This is a genomic window from Chelatococcus caeni (assembly GCF_014196925.1).
Classification (GTDB): Bacteria; Pseudomonadota; Alphaproteobacteria; order Rhizobiales; family Beijerinckiaceae; genus Chelatococcus_A; species Chelatococcus_A caeni.
Map to the genome: position 1 here is coordinate 199,853 of NZ_JACIEN010000005.1, position 14,061 is coordinate 213,913.

Annotated in this window: 13 protein-coding genes; 12 read left to right on the forward strand and 1 reads right to left on the reverse strand. The window is 70.2% G+C overall.

Going from position 1 to position 14,061, the window contains the following annotated elements; genetic code table 11:
- Window positions 1-114 precede the first annotated feature (114 nt).
- From GGR16_RS19235 to GGR16_RS19285, 11 genes are all read left to right on the forward strand, one after another.
- The gene (locus GGR16_RS19235) at window positions 115-1,692 is read left to right on the forward strand and encodes an ABC transporter substrate-binding protein (protein ID WP_183317657.1); all 1,578 of its coding nucleotides are present in this window, start codon (window positions 115-117) and stop codon (window positions 1,690-1,692) included.
- 137 nt (window positions 1,693-1,829) lie between these two features.
- The gene (locus GGR16_RS19240; protein ID WP_183317658.1) at window positions 1,830-2,807 is read left to right on the forward strand and encodes an ABC transporter permease subunit; all 978 of its coding nucleotides are present in this window, start codon (window positions 1,830-1,832) and stop codon (window positions 2,805-2,807) included.
- Between the two features lie 5 nt (window positions 2,808-2,812).
- Complete coding sequence (locus GGR16_RS19245; RefSeq protein ID WP_183317659.1) at window positions 2,813-3,649, forward strand: ABC transporter permease; 837 nt, start codon at window positions 2,813-2,815, stop codon at window positions 3,647-3,649.
- A 10-nt stretch (window positions 3,650-3,659) separates the two neighbouring features.
- Window positions 3,660-5,288 carry an ABC transporter ATP-binding protein gene (locus GGR16_RS19250; protein WP_183317660.1) on the forward strand — a complete coding sequence of 543 codons (1,629 nt, stop codon included), beginning with the start codon at window positions 3,660-3,662 and terminating at the stop codon, window positions 5,286-5,288.
- Between the two features lie 39 nt (window positions 5,289-5,327).
- Window positions 5,328-6,371 (forward strand): histone deacetylase family protein, encoded by a 1,044-nt coding sequence (locus GGR16_RS19255; RefSeq protein WP_183317661.1) that lies wholly within the window; start codon window positions 5,328-5,330, stop codon window positions 6,369-6,371.
- A 5-nt stretch (window positions 6,372-6,376) separates the two neighbouring features.
- Window positions 6,377-7,090, forward strand: a complete 714-nt coding sequence (locus tag GGR16_RS19260; protein ID WP_019403053.1) for a GntR family transcriptional regulator — start codon at window positions 6,377-6,379, stop codon at window positions 7,088-7,090.
- Between the two features lie 15 nt (window positions 7,091-7,105).
- Window positions 7,106-8,365 carry a Zn-dependent hydrolase gene (locus GGR16_RS19265; RefSeq protein WP_183317662.1) on the forward strand — a complete coding sequence of 420 codons (1,260 nt, stop codon included), beginning with the start codon at window positions 7,106-7,108 and terminating at the stop codon, window positions 8,363-8,365.
- Between the two features lie 23 nt (window positions 8,366-8,388).
- Window positions 8,389-9,456 (forward strand): phosphotransferase, encoded by a 1,068-nt coding sequence (locus GGR16_RS19270; protein WP_210289635.1) that lies wholly within the window; start codon window positions 8,389-8,391, stop codon window positions 9,454-9,456.
- The gene (locus tag GGR16_RS19275) at window positions 9,453-10,772 is read left to right on the forward strand and encodes an aspartate aminotransferase family protein (protein WP_183317663.1); all 1,320 of its coding nucleotides are present in this window, start codon (window positions 9,453-9,455) and stop codon (window positions 10,770-10,772) included. Before GGR16_RS19270 ends, GGR16_RS19275 begins: the two co-directional genes overlap by 4 nt.
- The gene (locus GGR16_RS19280; RefSeq protein ID WP_183317664.1) at window positions 10,769-11,686 is read left to right on the forward strand and encodes a DMT family transporter; all 918 of its coding nucleotides are present in this window, start codon (window positions 10,769-10,771) and stop codon (window positions 11,684-11,686) included. The genes GGR16_RS19275 and GGR16_RS19280 overlap by 4 nt, the downstream gene beginning before the upstream one ends.
- Before the next feature lie 18 nt (window positions 11,687-11,704).
- Entirely contained in the window at window positions 11,705-12,034 is a 330-nt protein-coding gene (locus GGR16_RS19285; protein ID WP_183317665.1) for a cupin domain-containing protein, read from the forward strand.
- 7 nt (window positions 12,035-12,041) lie between these two features.
- Here GGR16_RS19285 and GGR16_RS19290 read toward each other — a convergent pair whose 3' ends face one another.
- Window positions 12,042-12,521: an Lrp/AsnC family transcriptional regulator gene (locus GGR16_RS19290; RefSeq protein ID WP_040404882.1), complete on the reverse strand. Its 480-nt coding sequence runs from the start codon at window positions 12,519-12,521 to the stop codon at window positions 12,042-12,044.
- Window positions 12,522-12,579: 58 nt separating this feature from the next.
- Here GGR16_RS19290 and ehuR point away from each other — a divergent pair, with 58 nt between their 5' ends.
- A complete protein-coding gene (ehuR, locus tag GGR16_RS19295; protein WP_246373195.1) occupies window positions 12,580-14,046 on the forward strand; it encodes a MocR-like ectoine utilization transcription factor EhuR in 1,467 nt (488 codons plus the stop codon).
- Window positions 14,047-14,061: the final 15 nt, after the last annotated feature.

The window sequence follows — 14,061 nt, forward strand, 5'->3', positions numbered from 1 at the left end:
TCCGCCTTGCCGCGCCTTCATTCCCTTCTTCGTCTCGCACCGGATTGGCACAGGCCTTGCGATGCCCTGGCAAGGCCATGGCCGTGAGGCAGGGCAAGCAGCAAGGGGGAGTGGATGAAGAAGTCTAGCCGGTTGATCGCGGGGCTCGTCGGCCTTGCCGGTCTCACGCTCGCCGCGGCGGCGGGTGCGCAGGAGAAGCCGACGCCGGGCGGCACGCTCAACATGATCGCCCAGCCCGAGCCGCCGATGCTCATGGTCGGGCTCAACACCCAGGGGCCGACGCTCTACGTCGGCGGCCAGATCTACCAGGGCCTCCTGAGCTACGGGAAGGACCTCAAGGTCCTGCCGTCGCTCGCCAAGGCCTGGGAGGTGTCGGAGGACGGGCTCACCTACACCTTCACCATCCAGGAGGGGGTGAAGTGGCACGACGGCAAGCCGTTCTCGGCCGAGGACGTCGTCTTCACCGCCGACAAGTTCCTGCGCGAGGCGCATCCGCGCTGGCGCTACATCGCCAATACCTACATCGAGAGCATCACGTCGCCGTCGGCCGACACGGTGGTGTTCAAGCTCAAGCGGCCGTTCTCGGCCTTCCTCTACGCCTTCGAGCTCAGCTCCTTCCCGGTGGTGCCGAAGCACGTCTATGACGGCACGGACTATCGCACCAACCCGGCCAACCAGACGCCCATCGGCACCGGTCCCTTCAAGTTCAAGGAGTGGAAGCGCGGCTCCTACATCCACCTCGTGAAGAACGAGGACTACTGGAAGCCGGGCATGCCCCACCTCGACGAGCTCTACTTCCGCATCGTGCCGGACGCGGCCTCGCGCGCGGTGGCCTTCGAGAAGGGCGCCGTCGACGTGCTGCGCGGCGGCGACGTGGAAGGCTTCGAGGTGCGCCGCTTGTCGAAGCTCGACGGCGTCACGACGACGACGGACGGCTGGGAGATGTATTCCCCGCTCGTCTTCATGCAGTGGAACATGCGCAAGGCCCCGTTCGACAACAAGCTCGTGCGCAAGGCCATCATGCACGCCGTCGACCGCGACTTCGTCGTCCGCAACGTCTGGTTCGGCCTCGGCAAGCCTGCGGTCAGCCCCTTCGCCTCGACGACGCGCTTCTTCTCCGACGACGTGTCGACCTATCCCTTCGACCTCGCCAAGGCGAAGGAGCTCATCGCCCAGTCCGGCGTGAAGCCGCAGGAGCACACCATCCGCCTCATGCCGATCCCCTACGGCACGCAGTGGGACCGCATGGCCGAATATGTGAAGCAGCAGCTCGAGCAGCTCGGCTTCAAGGTGGACATCCGCGCGGTCGATGCCGGCGGCTGGTCGCAGGCCCTGTCCGAGTGGGACTTCGACATCACCTTCAACTTCACCTACCAGTACGGTGACCCGGCGCTCGGCGTCGCCCGCCATTACCTGTCGACCAACATCATCAAGGGCACGCCCTTCGCCAACAACGAGGGCTACCAGAACCCGGCCGTGGACGAGCTGTTCCTCAAGGCCGCGAGCGCGGTGGACGAGGCGGAGGCCAAGGCCGCCTATGCCGAGGTGCAGAAGATGATCACCGACGACGTGGCGCTCGGCTGGCTGTTCGAGCAGCGCAACGTCACCATCATGCGCGACAAGGTGAAGAACCTCGTGCGCACCGGCATCGGCGTCAACGAGTCGATGGACGACGTCTGGATCGCCAAGTAACGCGCCGGTCGATCTGACGTGGGTCGATCCCTCAAGCCCGGCGCCGCCCGTGCGGCGCCGGGCGGGTGGGCGAGGGCATCCGTGCCCGGCCCCCTGCGCCCGCTGGCGTGGGGCCAAGCCAAACTCCGGAGTAAAGCGTGAAGACGCTCGAGTTCCTCATCCAGCGCCTCGCCAAGGCGGCCTTCGTCGTCCTCGGGGTGGTGATCCTCAACTTCCTGCTCATCCAGCTCGCGCCGGGCGATCCCGCCGCCGTGCTGGCGGGCGAGGCGGGTGCCGGCGACGAGCAGTTCATCGCCCAGCTCAGGGCCCAGTTCGGGCTCGACCAGCCGCTCTACGTGCAGCTCCTGAGTTATCTCCAGAACATCCTGTCCGGCGATCTCGGCTATTCCTACCGCAACCAGGTACCGGTCGCCGATCTCATCATGGAGCGCCTGCCGGCGACGCTGCTGTTGACGGGCAGCGCCTTCGTCTTCTCGCTCGTCCTCGGCATCGTGCTCGGCGTGCTCGCCGCCTACAAGCGCGGCAGCCTCGGCGACAGCCTGATCATGACGGGCGCGCTGGTCTTCTACGCCACGCCCCTCTTCTGGGTGGCGCTGATGGCCGTCCTCGTCTTCTCCATCCATCTCGACTGGCTGCCGCCCTTCGACATGGAGAGCATCGGCGCCGGCTATACCGGCTGGGCCCGGGCGGCGGACATCGCCCACCATCTCGTGCTGCCGACGGTGACGCTCGGCCTCTTCTTCACGGCCGTCTACACGCGCCTCACCCGCGCCTCCATGCTCGAGGTGATGAACCTCGACTTCGTCAAGACGGCCCGCGCCAAGGGTGTGCCCAAGGGGCGCATCATCCGCCGCCACGTGCTGCGCAACGCCATCCTGCCGGTCTTCACCTTCGCCAGCGTCCAGGCCGGCCAGCTCGTCGGCGGGGCGGTGCTGACCGAGACCGTCTTCGCCTGGCCAGGCATCGGCCGGCTGATGTTCGACGCGCTGATGCAGCGGGACTATCCGGTCCTGCTCGGCGTCTTCCTCGTCACGGCGGCCGTCGTCGTCCTCGTGAACCTCGTGGCGGATCTGCTCTATCGCTTCGTCGATCCGCGCATCGAAACTGCAGGGTAACGGCCATGAGCTTCCTTCGCCGCTATGCGCAGAACATCGGCGCGCTGATCGGCCTCGCGATCCTCGTGGTCGTGGTCCTCGTCGCGTTCGCCGCGCCCCTCCTCTATCCGGTCAGCCCGTGGCAGGGCGTCGGCGAGCCGCTGCTCGGCCCCTTCGAGGATCCCGCCTATCCGCTCGGCACCGATCTGCTCGGCCGCGACATCGCCGCCGGCATCGCCTATGGGGCGCGCGTCTCGCTCCTCATCGGCATCATCTCGACGGCGGTCGCGGTCGTCATCGGGGTGGCGCTCGGCGCGCTCGCGGGCTTCTACGGCGGGCGCGTGGACGACATGCTGATGCGCTTCACCGAGTTCTTCCAGACCATCCCGGCCTTCGCCATGGCGGTGGTGCTGGTGGCCATCTTCAGCCCCAACATCACCTCCATCACGCTCGCCATCGCCGTCGTCTCCTGGCCGCCGGTGGCGCGGCTGGTGCGCGGCGAGTTCCTGAGCCTGCGCTCGCGCGAGTTCGTGCAGGCGGCGGTGGTCGTCGGCCAGACGGGCCCGCGCATCATGGCGACGCAGATCCTGCCCAATGCCATCTCGCCCATCATCGTCACCGCCTCGCTGATGGTCGCGACCGCCATCCTGACGGAGAGCTCCCTGTCCTTCCTCGGCCTCGGCGACCGCAACATGATGAGCTGGGGCTTCATGATCGGTGCGGCGCGCACCATGCTGCGCGAGGCTTGGTGGCTCAGCGTCTTTCCCGGTGTCGCCATCCTCGTCACGGTGCTCGCCATCAACCTGATCGGCGAGGGGCTGAACGACGCCATGAACCCGCACCTGCGCGGCCGCAAGGGGTGAGGACGAGACGATGAAGCCGATCACACCCCTGCTCAAGGTCGACAACCTGTCGATCGAACTGCCCGCCGGGTTCGACCGCAAATATGCCGTCGAGAACCTCTCCTACACGCTCGAAGCCGGCGAGATCCTCTGCGTCGTCGGTGAATCCGGTTCCGGCAAGTCGATGACGGCCAACGCCATCATGGGGCTGCTGCCGTCCTACCTGAAGCCTTCGGCAGGGCGCATCCTTCTCAAGGGGCGCGATCTCCTCGCCATGAGCGAAGCGGAGCTTGCCCGCGAGCGCGGCCGCACCGTCTCCATGATCTTCCAGGAGCCGCTGTCGGCGCTCAATCCGCTGATGACGGTGGGCGAGCAGATCGCCGAGGTCATGCTGGTGCACGGCGAGGGCGATGCCAGGAGCCGCGATGAGCGCGTGCTCGAACTGCTGGACTACGTCGGCCTGCCGGACCCGGCGAGCCTGCGCCATTCCTATCCCTTCCGCCTCTCCGGCGGGCAGCGCCAGCGCGTCATGATCGCCATGGCGCTGGCGCTCGAGCCGGCGATGCTCGTCGCCGACGAGCCGACGACGGCGCTCGACGTGACGACCCAGGCGCAGATCCTCGACCTCATCCGCCGCATCCAGCGCGCCAAGGGCATGGGCGTGCTCTTCATCACCCACGATTTCGGCGTCGTCGCCGACATCGCCGACAAGGTGGTGGTGATGGAGAAGGGGCTCATCGTGGAGCAGGGCACGGCGGACGACGTGCTCAACCGGCCGCGGCATCCCTATACGCGCCGCCTGATCGCGGCCGTGCCGCATCCCGACGAGAGCGCCACGCGCGCCGAGGCCGCCGGCGAGCCGCTCCTCGAGGTGCGCAACCTTCAGAAGACCTACCGCAGCGGCGGGGGCCTCTTCACGCGCCCGCGCATCGTCAAGGCGGTGGACGATGTCAGCTTCACCCTGCGGCGCGGCGAGACGCTCGGCGTCGTCGGCGAATCCGGTTCCGGCAAGTCGACGCTCGGGCGCTGCATCCTCAAGCTCACCGACGTGGACGGGGGCGAGATCCGCTACCGCGGCAAGGACCTCGTGCCGCTCTCGCAGGCGGCCTTCCGGCCCATGCGCCGGCACCTGCAGATGGTGTTCCAGGATCCCTTCGCCTCGCTCAATCCGCGCCACACCATCGGCCGCATCCTCACGGACGGGCCGGTCGCCAACGGCGTGCCGATGGACGAGGCGCAGAAGAAGGCGCGCGACCTGCTCGCCCTCGTCGGGCTCGACCCTTCGGCCTATGACCGCTACCCGCACGAGTTCTCGGGCGGCCAGCGCCAGCGCGTCGGCATCGCCCGTGCGCTCGCGCTCGATCCCGAGCTGCTGGTGGCGGACGAGAGCGTGTCGGCGCTCGACGTCTCGGTGCAGGCGCAGGTGCTCGACCTGATGCAGGACCTGCAGAAGAAGCTCGACATCGCCGTCATCTTCATCACGCACGATCTCAGGGTGGCGGCCGAGGTCTGCGACAAGATCGCGGTGATGTATCGCGGCGCCATCGTCGAAGCCGGCCCCCCGGCCGAGGTCTTCAATGCGCCGCGCCACGCCTATACGCAGAAGCTCATCGCGGCCATCCCGGGCCGCCACTGGAACCCTCGCGCCGCCGTCGCCTGACGAGGGCGGGCGCCCCGCGCAGCCAAGGAGCCGAGCGCCATGCGCGCATTCTTCCACCCGGACCAGCACCTCCACGATCCCAAGCAGTTCATGCGCGTCGGCCGCATCGCCGATCCGACCGACCTGCCGAGCCGCACGGAAGCGCTCATGGCGGCGCTGACCCGGGTCGGCATCGCGCCGCAGGTGCCGGAGGACTACGGCACCGCGCCGGCGCTCGCCATTCACAAGCCGCACTATCTCGACTTCCTCGCCACCGCCTACGAGCGCTGGGTCAAGCTGCCGAACGCCGGGCCGGAGGTGCTGCCCAACGTCTCGCCTTACTGGAACGGCAGCCCCGACCGTGACGGCCGGCCGCCGTGCCGCTCCAGCCACGTCGTGGCCGAGGCCGGCTACTACCTCGGTGACCTCGCCGTGCCGCTCGGTCCGCAGACGTGGCGCTCGGCCCTCTCATCGACCCATACCGCGACGGCCGCGGCCGATGCCGTCCTCGCAGGCGAGCGCCTCGCTTATGCGCTGTGCCGCCCCTCGGGCCACCATTGCCGCACGGATCGGGCCTCGGGCTTCTGCTATCTCAACAACTCGGCCATCGCCGCGCAGCGGCTGCGTTCGCGTTTCGCCAAGGTGGCGGTGCTCGATGTCGATGCCCACCACGGCGACGGCACGCAGGAGATCTTCTATCGCCGGGCCGACGTGCTGACGGTCTCCGTCCATGCCGACCCGCAGATCTACTATCCCTTCTACATCGGCTATGCGGACGAGCGGGGCTCGGGCGAGGGCGAAGGCTTCAACCTCAACCTGCCGCTCTCCGCCGGCAGCGGCGACGAGCCGTTCCACGCCGCGGTGGCGCGCGGGCTCGAGGCGGTCGCCGCCTTCGGCGCCGAGGCGCTCGTCGTCGCCCTCGGCTACGACAGCCACCGGGAGGATCCGCTCAGCGTCCTGTCCGTCACGACGGACGGCTTTGCCGGCGTCGGCCGGCTGATCGGCGCCGCCGGCCTGCCGACCGTCGTCGTGCAGGAGGGCGGCTACCAGGTCTCCGTCATCGGCGATTGCCTCGAGCGCTTCCTGACCGGGCTTGCGGGATAGGACCCGTGGCCGTCCGTGTCCGCCATAGCGCCGGCGCGCGCGTCAGGCCCCGGGCCTTCGACGCGATCGAGCACGTGCGCCTTGGCGAGGCGGTGTACCAGCGCATCGCCGAGGCGCTGGTCCGGGGCGAGCTGCGTCCCGGGGACCGGTTGAAGATCCGCGACATCGCCGAGGAGATGGGCACGAGCGTCACCCCCGTGCGCGACGCCATCCTGCGTCTCGTGCAGGACGGGGCGCTCGTCCAGCGCAGCCCGCGCGACATCCGCGTGCCCGTGCTGGGGCGCGACGAATATCTGGAGATCCGCCGCATCCGCCTCGAGCTCGAGGGCCTCGCGGCGGAGGATGCGGCGCGCAAGGCGACGCTCGACGACATCGGGCGCCTCGCCGCCATCCTCACCGACAACGAGCGCGCCTTCGCCGAGGGGCGCCTCGACGAGGCGGTCGCGCTCAACCAGGTGTTCCACTTCGCCCTTGCCGAGATCGCCGGCCTCGGCCAGCTGCGCGCCATCCTGCACCGGCTGTGGCTGAAGATGGGGCCGGTCATCTCGGCCGCCTACGAGCGCGGCGGACGCACCATGATCGACCACCATCATGCCGTGCTCGACGCCGTGCGCCGGGCCGACCCCGCCGGGGCGCGCGCCGCCATCCAGCAGGACATCGCCTGCGGCGGGGACGTCATCCTCGGCACCGACGTGCTTGCTTCCCCTTCCGACGACTGATTTGCGAGCTCCGCCATGGCCAGCACCCCCTCGTCCCTCCCGCGCGACACGCGCATCGATGCCGAGCGCTTCTGGTCGACCATCGAGCGTTCGGCCGAGATCGGCCTCGGCCGCGAGGGCGGCCTGTCGCGCCTGGCGCTGAGCGATGCCGACAAGGAGATGCGCGACGTCTTCGTCGGCTGGTGCCGGGAGGCCGGCCTTGCCGCGACGGTCGACAAGGTCGGCAACATCTTCGCCCGCCGCGCGGGGCGCGAGAACGACCTGCCGCCGGTCGTGATGGGCAGCCACCTCGACACCCAGGCCAACGGCGGCCGCTTCGACGGCATCGTCGGCGTGCTCGGCGCGCTCGAGGTCGTGCGCCGGCTCAACGACATCGGCCACATCACGCGTCGGCCCATCGAGATCGTCGACTGGACCAACGAGGAGGGCGGGCGCTTCTCACCGCCGATGACGGCCTCGGGCTGCTTTGCCGGCGCCTACAGCCTCGATTTCGTGCATGGCCGGCCGGGCGACGACGGCCCGACGTTCGGCGAGGAGCTGAAGCGCATCGGCTATCTCGGCGAGGCGCCGGTCGGCGGGCGTCCGCTCGACGCCTATTTCGAGCTGCACATCGAGCAGGGGCCGATCCTCGACGCCGAAAGGATCGAGGTCGGCGTCGTCACCCACGCCTATGCCTCGCACGGCTTCCTCGTCGCCTTCCGCGGCGAGACGGCCCATACCGGGCCGTGGCCCATGGAGAAGCGGCGCAATGCCCTCGTCGCCGCCGCGCGCCTGCTCGTCGCCGTCGACGACATCGGCTGGGACCATGCCGCGACCGGCGGCAAGGCGACGGCCGCGCGCCTCGCCGCCTGGCCCAACAAGGCCGGCATCCTGTCGGACTGGGCGGAATGCGTCTGCGACGTGCGCCACGACGATCCGGCGACTGCCGCGGTAATGGCCGAGCGCGTCACGCGCGGGGTCGGCGAGGCGGCGGCGCGGGCCGGCTGTACCGCCGAGATCCTCGATCGCTGGCAATGGGGCGGCCGCATCTTCGATGCCGACATGGTCGCCGGCGTGCGCGAGACGGCGCGCAGCCTTGGCTACAACCATCGCGACCTGCCGAGCCAGGCCGGGCACGACGCTTATTTTCTTGCGCGGGTCTGCCCGACGGCGATGATCTTCACGCCCTGCCGCGGTGGCATCACCCACAACAACAACGAATTCGCGAGCCGCGAGGAACTGGCCCCCGGCGTCAACGTGCTGCTGCATGCCGCCGTGGCCCGGGCCGACCGCTGAAGCGGCCGCCGCACGGAAAGAGGATGATGACGAGCCCTCGCACCCGGCCGCCGGCCGGCGATCTCCTGGCCACCGGCGTGCCGCCGCTCGACGCAGCCGAGGCAGAGCGGCTGGCGCGCGTGCATTTCGGCCTCGCCGTCACGGCACGGCCGCTCACCGGCGAGCGCGACAGCAATTTCCTGGTCACCGACGCGGACGGCCGGCGCTTGGTGCTCAAGCTCGGCAACCCGGCCGAGGAGCGGGCGGTCATCGATTTCCAGACCCGCGCGCTGCAGCATGCGCGCTCCCGCGATCCGCACCTGCCCCTGCCGCAACCGGTGCCGGCCCGCGACGGCGCCCTCATGGTGGACATCCCCGGGCCGTCCGGCGCGCGCGTCCTGCGCATCCTCTCCTATCTCGACGGCCTGCCGCTGCCCGAGGCGCCGCGCAGCCCCGCCCAGCGGCGGGCGATCGGCGCGCTTCTTGCCCGGCTCGACCGGGCGCTCGGCGACTTTACGCATCCGGCGGCCGACCACGCCCTGCTGTGGGACCTGCAGCAGGCGGCGAAGGTGCGCGAGCTCTTCCCCCACCTGCCGCCGGGGCGCGACCATGGCCTGCCTCGGCGCTTCCTCGACGCCTTCGAGGAGCACGCCCTGCCGGCATTGCCGGGCCTGCGCCGGCAGGTGATCCACAACGATGCCAATCCGCACAACCTCCTCGTGGCGCGGGACGCGCCCGAGGTCGTGACGGGCCTCATCGATTTCGGCGACATGGTGCGGGCGCCGCTGGTGCAGGAACTCGCCGTCGCCGCCGCCTACCAGCTGCTCGACGAGGGCCATCCGCTCGCCGGTGCGGCCGACGTGGTGGCCGGCTTTGCGCAAGGCATGGCGCTTGGGCCGGAAGAGCTCGCGGTGCTGTTCGATCTCATCGCCACGCGGCTCGTGCTCATCGTCGCCATCGGCGGCTGGCGTGCGGCGCGCTATCCGGACAACGCCGCCTATATCCTGCGCAACAACGCCGCCGCCTGGACCGGCCTTGAGCGCCTTGCCGCGCTCACGCGCGACGAGGCCCGGGCCTTCCTGGCCGCCGCTGCGAGGGGAGACAGCCCATGACCATGATCAATGCCTATGACCCCGCCGGCGCCGGAGCGGTGCCGGAACGCGAGCGGCAGATGATCGCCCGCCGCCAGCGGCTGCTGGGGCCCGCCTATCGATTGTTCTACGAGAACCCCGTGCATGTGGTGCGCGGGGAGGGGGCGCGGCTCTACGACCCGGACGGCAACGCCTATCTCGACGTCTACAACAACGTCGCCTGCGTCGGGCACAGCCACCCGCACGTGGTGGAGGCGATCGCCCGTCAGGCGGCGGTGCTCAACACGCACACGCGCTATCTCAACGACCTCGTGCTCGACTATGCCGAGCGCCTCCTCGCCTTGTTTCCGCCCGCGCTCGCGCATGTGATGTTCACCTGCACGGGCAGCGAAGCCAACGACCTTGCCCTGCGCATCGCCCGCGCCCACACCGGCGGCACGGGGTTCATCGTCACCCGCTTCGCCTATCACGGCGTCACCGGCACGCTCGCCGGCATGTCTCCCTCACTGGGCAAAGGCGCGCCGCTCGGCGAGGCGGTGCGCACCGTGCCGGCACCCGACAGCTATCGCACGGAGGGCGACGCCGGTGCCCGCTTCGCCCAGGACGTCGAGGCGGCGATCGCCGACATGAAGCGGGCGGGTATCCGCCCCGCCGGCCTCATCGTCGACACCATCTTCTCGAGCGACGGCATCTTTCCCGATCCCGCCGGCTTCCTCGCGCCGGCCGTGGAGGCGATCCGCCGGGCCGGCGGCGTCTTCATCGCCGACGAGGTGCAGCCGGGCTTCGGCCGCACGGGCGCGCACATGTGGGGCTTTGCCCGCCACGGCATCACGCCGGACATGGTCAGCCTCGGCAAGCCCATGGGCAATGGCCACCCGATCGCCGGGCTCGTCGTACAGCCGGAGGTGGTGGAGAGCTTCGGTCGCACGGTGCGCTACTTCAACACCTTCGGCGGCAATCCCGTCTCCTGCGCGGCGGGCATGGCGGTGCTCGACGTCATCGAGAAGGAGGGCCTCCTCGACAATGCGCGGCGCGTCGGCGCCTATCTCAAGGCTGGGCTCGACAACCTCGCCCAGCGCCACGAGGTGATCGGCGACGTGCGCGGCGCGGGACTGTTCGTCGGCGTCGAGCTGGTGCGCGATCGCGCCAGCCGCGCGCCGGCGGGCGATATCGCCGCGCGTCTCGTCAACGGCCTGAGGGAGCGGCGCATCCTCATCAGCGCCGCCGGCCCCGCCGGCAACATCCTCAAGATCCGCCCGCCGCTCGTGTTCTCCGAGGCGGACGCCGACCTTTTCCTCGCCGCCACCGACGAGGTGCTCGGCGGACTGGCCCCATGAGCACCGCAGGCGCCGCGTCCGGCGCATCCGCCCCGGTCGCGCTCGAAGGGCGGCATATCGGGGCGGTTCTGCTGCTTGCGCTGCTGTGGGGCTTCAACTGGCCGGCGGTACGCATCGCGCTCGACGAGATCGCGCCGTGGACGCTGCGCTCCATCGGCCTCGCGCTCGGCGGGGCGGTGCTGATGGGCGTCGCCTGGATGCGCGGCCTGCCGCTCGCCGTGCCGGCGCGGGCGGTGCCGGTGCTCGTCCTGACCGGCCTTCTCTCCATCGCCGCCTTCAACATCCTGCTCGCCTTCGCGCAGCTCGCGGCGCCGACCTCGCGCGCGGCGATCCTCACCTTCACCATGCCGCTGTGGGCCGCGCTCTTCGCCCGGCTGCTCCTCGGCGAACGCCTCGACAGGCGCAAACGCGCGGGCCTTCTGCTCGGCATCCTCGGCCTTGCGGCGCTCGGCGTGCCGCTCGTCCTGGCCGGCGCCTGGTCCTATGGGCTTCTGCTGGCGCTCGGCGCCGGCATGGCCTGGGCGCTCGGCACCGTCATCGGCAAGCGCCATCCCGTTCCCGCCTCCGCCCTCGTCATCGCCGGCTGGCAGCTCCTCATCGGCGCCGCCGCGGCGGCGGCCGGCATGCTCGCCTTCGAGGGGTTGCCGGCGCTCGTCCTGCCGGGGCCGAAGGTGCTCGCGGCGCTCGCCTATCACGTGCTCCTTGCGCAGGCGCTCGCCTATCTCGTCTGGTTTGCGGCGCTGGCGCGCGTGCCGGCCGGCACGATGAGCCTCGGCACTTTGCTCGTTCCCGTCGTCGGCGTCCTCGGCTCCATGCTCCTCATCGGCGAGCGGCCGGCCGTCACCGACTGGCTCGGCCTTGCCCTCCTCGTCGCCGCGGCGGCAGCGGTGCTGCCCCGTCCGCGCCTGTCCTGAAACCCGTGAGGTGATCCGATGGCTTTCAAATGCACCGTCCCCGCCGTTCCCACCGTGCAGGTCGACGACGCCAACATCCGCATCACGCGCTGGGATTTCGCGCCGGGCGCGGTGACCGGCTGGCACAGCCACGGCTGGCCCTATTTCGTCGTGCTGCTGACGGACGGCATCCTGCTCATCCACGACGGCAAGCAGGTCCACGACAACCATCTCGTCGCCGGCCAGTCCTACATGCGCCAGGCAGGCGTCGAGCACGACGTGATGAACGGCTCCGACCATCCGCTGTCCTTCATCGAGATCGAGGTGAAGAACCCGGCGGCTTTCGCAGGCACGCCCGGCCAGGGCTGATCGCGCCTTACGTGGCCGCCGCGATCTCCGCGACGCTCGGCGGGGCGGCCTTGATCGTCTTGGTCACCACATAGGTGAAATAGCGCTCGATGCCGATTTCGGCCGTCAGCAGCCGGTCGATGAGGCGCTGGTAGCTGTCGATATCGCGCGTCATGACCCGCATGATGTAGTCGACGCCGCCGCCAGTGGCGTCGCAGGCGACGATCTGCGGCTCGCGCGCGATCGCATCCTCGAAGCGGCGGAAGTCGGCCTGAGCGTGGCTGCGCAGCGTCACCTCGACGAGCACGGTCGTGAAGCGGCCGATGCGCTCCAGGTCGAGCCGCGCCTCGTAGCCGCGGATGAGGCCGATCTCCTCGAGCCGCTTCAGCCGCTCCCAGCAGGCGGTCGGCGACAGGTTGACCGCCTCGGCGAGCCTCAGCTTCGTGATGCGCCCGTCGCGCTGCAGCACGGAAAGGATGTTGAGGTCGATCCTGTCGAGTTTTGCCATCGCGTCCCGCAGCCGGATATTGTAATGATGTCGAAGCGGCATTGTAGCGGGTCAATCCATGGTGCGACACATCGAAATTGACGCCGGCGGCGAGGCGGGCCATGGAGAGGCGGCATCCGGATCAGCCGGGGGATGGCATCCGCTGCTGCCGCGCCGGCCCGGCGCGACCAAGCACAAGCTGCTCACCGAGGCGATCATCGCCGATATCGAGGGGGGCCTCCTGCCGCCGCGGGCGCGCATGCCGACGCACCGGGAGCTCGCCCGCCGCATCGGCGTCTCCGTGCAGACGGTCAGCATCAGCTACAAGGAGGCGGAGCGGCTCGGCTACCTGAGCGGCGAGGTGGGGCGCGGCACCTTCGTGCGCAGCCGCATCACCGAGCAGGCCGACCGCTTCATGCTCGACCGCAGCCCGGGCGACAAGGCGGACCTGTCCATCATCCGCGCCGTCTATACGGAGGCGCACGAGCGCGCCTCGCGGGCCATGATGACCGCGCTCGCCGAGGCGGACAACAGCGCCTTCATGCGCCCGTGCCGACCGATCGCCGGGCTTGATGCGCACCGCGCCGCCGGCCAGCAATGGGTGGCGCGGCTTGGCGTCAGCACCGACCGCAACCGCATCCTCATCACCAACGGCGCGGCGCACGGCCTCTTCCTGGCCGTCGCCGCCGTGGTGCGGCGCGGCGACGTGGTGCTGACGGAGAGCCTGACCGACCACGGCATCATCGGCCTTGCCAACGTGCTCGGCTTCACCTTGCGCGGCCTGCCGACCGACGGGGAAGGCGTGCTGGTGGAGGCCTTCGAGGTCGCCTGCCGCAGCGGGGACGTCGCCGCGCTCGTCATGGTGCCCACCCTCGGCAATCCGACGAGCCACGTGGCCGGGGCCGAGCGGCGCCGGCAGATCGCCGAGGTGGCGCGCCGGCATGGCGTCTTCGTCATCGAGGACGAGGTCTACAAGCCGCTGGTCGCCGAGCCGTTGCCGGCCTATGCCGAGCTTCTGCCGGACCTCGCCTTCTTCGTCACGAGCTTCACCAAGTCGGTGCTGACGGGCCTGCGCGTCGGCTATCTCGTGGTGCCGCCGCAATATGCCATCCGCGTCGCCAGCATCCTGCGCGTGACGAGCTGGAGCGCCACCAACCTCGCCGCGGAGATCGCCACGCGCTGGGTGGAGGACGGCACGGCGGACGAGCTCGTCGCCCTGCAGCGGGCCGAAGCGCAGGCGCGCCAGGCGATCGTCGCCGATGTGCTCGGCCCCTATGTGGCCGGCAGCCATCCGCTCTCGCTCAGCGCCTGGCTCGCCGTGCCGCCGCACTGGAGCGAGGATGGGCTGGTGCGCCAGCTGGCGCGCCGCGGCATCGCCGTGACGCCCTCCGACCCCTTCGTCGCCAGCGAGGAGCGGCCGGCGGGCGGCATCCGCATCTGCCTCGGCGGGCGCCTGTCGCACGCGGCCCTGCGCGAGACGCTGGAGGCGGTGCGCGACACCTTCGCCCAGTTGCCGCCCATCTACGACGTCGACGCCATCGCCTGACGAAAAATTGTAATG

What these genes read in the sequence shown, in the direction of transcription:
- GGR16_RS19235 (WP_183317657.1), top strand. Translation starts at nt 115, where the DNA reads ATGAAGAAGTCTAGCCGGTTGATCGCGGGGCTCGTCGGCCTTGCCGGT.
- GGR16_RS19245 (WP_183317659.1), top strand. Translation starts at nt 2,813, where the DNA reads ATGAGCTTCCTTCGCCGCTATGCGCAGAACATCGGCGCGCTGATCGGC.
- GGR16_RS19250 (WP_183317660.1), top strand. Translation starts at nt 3,660, where the DNA reads ATGAAGCCGATCACACCCCTGCTCAAGGTCGACAACCTGTCGATCGAA.
- GGR16_RS19255 (WP_183317661.1), top strand. Translation starts at nt 5,328, where the DNA reads ATGCGCGCATTCTTCCACCCGGACCAGCACCTCCACGATCCCAAGCAG.
- GGR16_RS19265 (WP_183317662.1), top strand. Translation starts at nt 7,106, where the DNA reads ATGGCCAGCACCCCCTCGTCCCTCCCGCGCGACACGCGCATCGATGCC.
- GGR16_RS19270 (WP_210289635.1), top strand. Translation starts at nt 8,389, where the DNA reads ATGATGACGAGCCCTCGCACCCGGCCGCCGGCCGGCGATCTCCTGGCC.
- GGR16_RS19275 (WP_183317663.1), top strand. Translation starts at nt 9,453, where the DNA reads ATGACCATGATCAATGCCTATGACCCCGCCGGCGCCGGAGCGGTGCCG.
- GGR16_RS19280 (WP_183317664.1), top strand. Translation starts at nt 10,769, where the DNA reads ATGAGCACCGCAGGCGCCGCGTCCGGCGCATCCGCCCCGGTCGCGCTC.
- GGR16_RS19285 (WP_183317665.1), top strand. Translation starts at nt 11,705, where the DNA reads ATGGCTTTCAAATGCACCGTCCCCGCCGTTCCCACCGTGCAGGTCGAC.
- GGR16_RS19290 (WP_040404882.1), bottom strand. Translation starts at nt 12,521, where the DNA reads ATGGCAAAACTCGACAGGATCGACCTCAACATCCTTTCCGTGCTGCAG.
- ehuR (WP_246373195.1), top strand. Translation starts at nt 12,580, where the DNA reads ATGGTGCGACACATCGAAATTGACGCCGGCGGCGAGGCGGGCCATGGA.